This window comes from Olsenella uli (assembly GCF_901212655.1).
Classification (GTDB): domain Bacteria; phylum Actinomycetota; class Coriobacteriia; order Coriobacteriales; family Atopobiaceae; genus Parolsenella; species Parolsenella uli_A.
Genome location: NZ_CAAKON010000036.1, coordinates 1 through 3295, shown reverse-complemented (window position 1 = coordinate 3295; position 3295 = coordinate 1). Strand labels below are relative to the sequence as shown.

The 3295-nt window shown below is 69.9% G+C and carries 3 protein-coding genes; all 3 read left to right on the top strand.

Annotated elements, in window-relative coordinates; genetic code table 11:
• Positions 1-715, top strand: a 715-nt coding sequence (locus EFAMC2_RS10570; RefSeq protein WP_410054803.1) for a KUP/HAK/KT family potassium transporter, incomplete at its 5' end; no start/stop codon positions are given.
• Positions 712-2838, top strand: coding sequence for an ATP-binding protein (locus EFAMC2_RS06770; RefSeq protein ID WP_222838554.1), 2127 nt, complete (start codon positions 712-714; stop codon positions 2836-2838). The genes EFAMC2_RS10570 and EFAMC2_RS06770, both read left to right, overlap by 4 nt.
• Before the next feature lie 178 nt (positions 2839-3016).
• The coding region (locus tag EFAMC2_RS06765; RefSeq protein WP_222838553.1) for a KUP/HAK/KT family potassium transporter at positions 3017-3295 on the top strand (279 nt) is incomplete at its 3' end.

The following is a 3295-nucleotide window of genomic DNA, read 5'->3' as shown; positions in this document are numbered from 1 at the left end:
CTACTCGATCCTCGACAAGCACCCCAAGCGCGCCCGCGCCTACTGGTTCCTGAACGTCCTCGTGACCGACGAGCCGCACACGCGCACCTACACGGTGGACTCGCTCGGCACCGACTTCGTGTTCAAGGTGCAGCTCAAGCTGGGCTTCAAGGACGACCAGCGCGTCAACACGTACCTGCGCCAGGTGGTGGGCGACCTCATCGAGTCGGGCGAGCTGCCCCGTCAGGTGCACGACTACTCGGTCTACCGCACGCGCGGCGCCGTGGGCGACTTCCGCTTCTGCATGATGCGCAAGACCCTCGTGCCCGAGACTGACATCAGCCGCGGCGACCACCGTATCATGGCCGTGAAGTATGCCGTGAGGCGCCTGTGCGGCTCGCCGGCGCGCTGGTACGGCCTCGAGAACTCCTCGACGCTCATCGAGCACGTGCCGCTCTTCGCCCGCATGCGGCCCACGGCTCGCCTCGCGCGCGAAAGCCTCGACGACACCACCTCGATCCACCCCGTCACCGACGAGGGCGAGGACCTCTTCTCCGAGGACCTCATGGGCGACAAGACCCTGGCCGCGCGCAGCATGGTGGCCGACCCCACCGAGACGATGGAGGTGCTCGAGGACCCGGACGAGAACGCGTCGGAGGGCGCGGACGAGACGGGCGGGGACGAGCCCACGGGCGAGGGCGAGGACAGGCCCGCGGCCGCAGCGCCGACCGCATGAACCTGCTCTCCGACGAGGCCCGCGCCAAGTCCAGCCGCGACTACCACACCGGCGAGCACGTGCTCGTGTGCGTGTCGCCCTCAGCCTCCAACCCCACGATCCTGCGCACGGCGGCCCGCATGGCCACCGCCTTCAAGGCCGAGTTCACCGCCCTCTACGTGAAGACCCCCGACACCTCGTCGCTCTCCGACGAAGACGACCGCCAGCTCCACGCCAACCTCGGGCTCGCCGAGCAGCTGGGCGCGCACGTGGTCTCGGCCTACGGCGACGACGTGGCCTTCCAGCTGGCCGAGTTCGCGCGGCTCTCGGGCGTCTCGAAGCTCGTGATGGGGAGGAACACCGCCCGGCGCTCGCCGCTCGGCCGCTCCGAGCTCACCGACCGCCTCATCGAGCTCGCGCCGAGCCTCGACATCTACATCATCCCGGACAAGGTGCCCAAGGGCGGCCGGCGCGGGGGCCGGCCCGGGCGCGGCATCGCGCAGCCCACACGCTGGTTCACCGTGCCCCAGCCGCGAGACCTGCTGTGGGCGACAGGGCTGCTTGCCGGGGCCACCGCAATCGGCTTTGCCTTCGACGCCCTGGGCTTCACCACCGAGAACATCACCTCGGCCTACATCCTGGCCACGCTCATCTGCGCCATCATGACGGCGCACCGCCCCCTTACCATGGTGGCAGCGCTCGTGTCGGTGGTGCTCTTCAACTACTGCTTCGTGGACCCACGCTACACGTTCGCGTTCGTGCCGGCCTATGGGCCCACCTTCGTGGTGATGTTCATGACGGCGCTTCTGTGCTCCACGCTCGCCAACCACATCAACGACCAGGCGCGCCAGGCGGCGCTCACGGCCTACCGCACCAAGGTGCTCTTCGACACCGAACAGCTGCTGGGCCAGGCAGCCGACGAGGCGCAGGTGTTCCACGTGGTGGCCGAGCAGCTCTCCAAGCTCCTCGAGCGCGACGTGGTGGTCTACCCCGCCTCCGCCGCGAGCCGCGCGAGGGCCGAGGGCGTCCCGGAGGCCGCCGAGAGCGCCGAGGCCGAGGCCACGCGCGCCCTCACCTCGCGCCGCCCGGGCGCCACCAAGCTTGCGCGCCCCTACGTGGTGAGCGCGCAGGACGGCCCTGACGGCAGCGCCGCGAGCCCCGAGGTGCTCTCGCCCAGCGAGGCCGCCGTGGCCGCTTGGGTGTTCAAGAACAACAAGCACGCCGGCGCCACCACCACGACGCTTCCCGACGCGCACTGCCTCTACCTGGCCATTCGCACGAAGGAGCAGGTCTACGGCGTCATCGGCATCGTGATGGGGACGCAGCCGCTCGACGCGTTCGAGAACTCGACGGTGCTCTCGATCCTCGGAGAGTGCGCGCTCGTGCTCGAGGGCAAACGCGCCGCCCGCGAGCGCGAGGAGGCGACGCTCCTCGCCAAGAACGAGAAGCTGCGCGCCAACCTGCTGCGCTCCATCGGCCACGACCTGCGCACGCCGCTCACGTCCATCTCGGGATCGGCGTCGCTTCTGCTCTCGGACTCGAGCCGCATCGAGCCCGAGAAGCGCACCGAGCTGCTCACCGACATCTCCGAGAACGCCCACTGGCTCACGAACCTCGTGGAGAACCTCCTGGCCGTGACGCGCGTGCAGGAGGGCACGCTCGACCTCAAGCTCACGCCCGAGCTCGTCGACGAGGTTGTGGGCGAGGCCGTGGGGCACCTCTCGCACGTGGCCCGCGCCGACCACGACATCGAGGTGCGTTCCGGCGACGGCGTGCTCATGGCCAAGCTCGACGCCCGGCTCATCATGCAGGTGGTGGTGAACCTCGTGGACAACGCCGTGAAGTACGCGCCCAAGGGCACGCTCATCAACGCGTCGGTGCGCCGCGACGGCCGGCGCGTGATCTGCGAGGTGGCCGACGCCGGCCCCGGCATCCCAGACGCCGAGAAGGCGCACGTGTTCGAGGAGTTCTCCACGGTGCGCGGCATCTCGCCGGTGGACGGGCGTAGGAGCCTGGGGCTGGGGCTATCCCTCTGCAAGTCAATCGTGGAGGCGCACGGCGGCCGCATCTGGGTGCGCGACAACAAGCCCCAGGGCTCGGTCTTCGGCTTCTCCCTCCCCGCCTACGACCCACCCGGCCTCTAGTGCAGTCGGGGACGTGCTCGTTCTGCACACCCGCCAGGTGTGCAGAACGAGCACGTCCCCGACTGCCCCCAACTGTCCACCCTCGCCCCTCGCGCGCAATGTGCCTAGAATAAAGGCCGCATAAAGACGGCGCCCGCTCAGCGGCGCGCCCTCCGTGAGTCGAAGAGGGAGCAACACCTTGGCGAGCAGCGACAGGGGCAGGCGCAAGCGCGGCCAGCAGGGCAAGGCACGCGACGCGCACGACATGGCGACCGCGATGGGCGAGGGGTTCGATCGGGTGAGCCGAAGCGCCGTGGAGGCGCGCATCGCCAACCGCGCAGCCACCGAGCAGGCACAGCAGCAGGTGGCGGGCGCCGCCAACGGAAGCGGCGCGAACGGCGCCATCCCCTTCTCGCTCGGCATGGTGCTCGTGACGCTCGGCGTGGTCTACGGCGACATCGGCACGAGCCCGATGTAC

Excerpts from the sequence above, each read along its gene's own strand:
- EFAMC2_RS06770 (WP_222838554.1), top strand. The coding sequence starts at position 712 with ATGAACCTGCTCTCCGACGAGGCCCGCGCCAAGTCCAGCCGCGACTAC.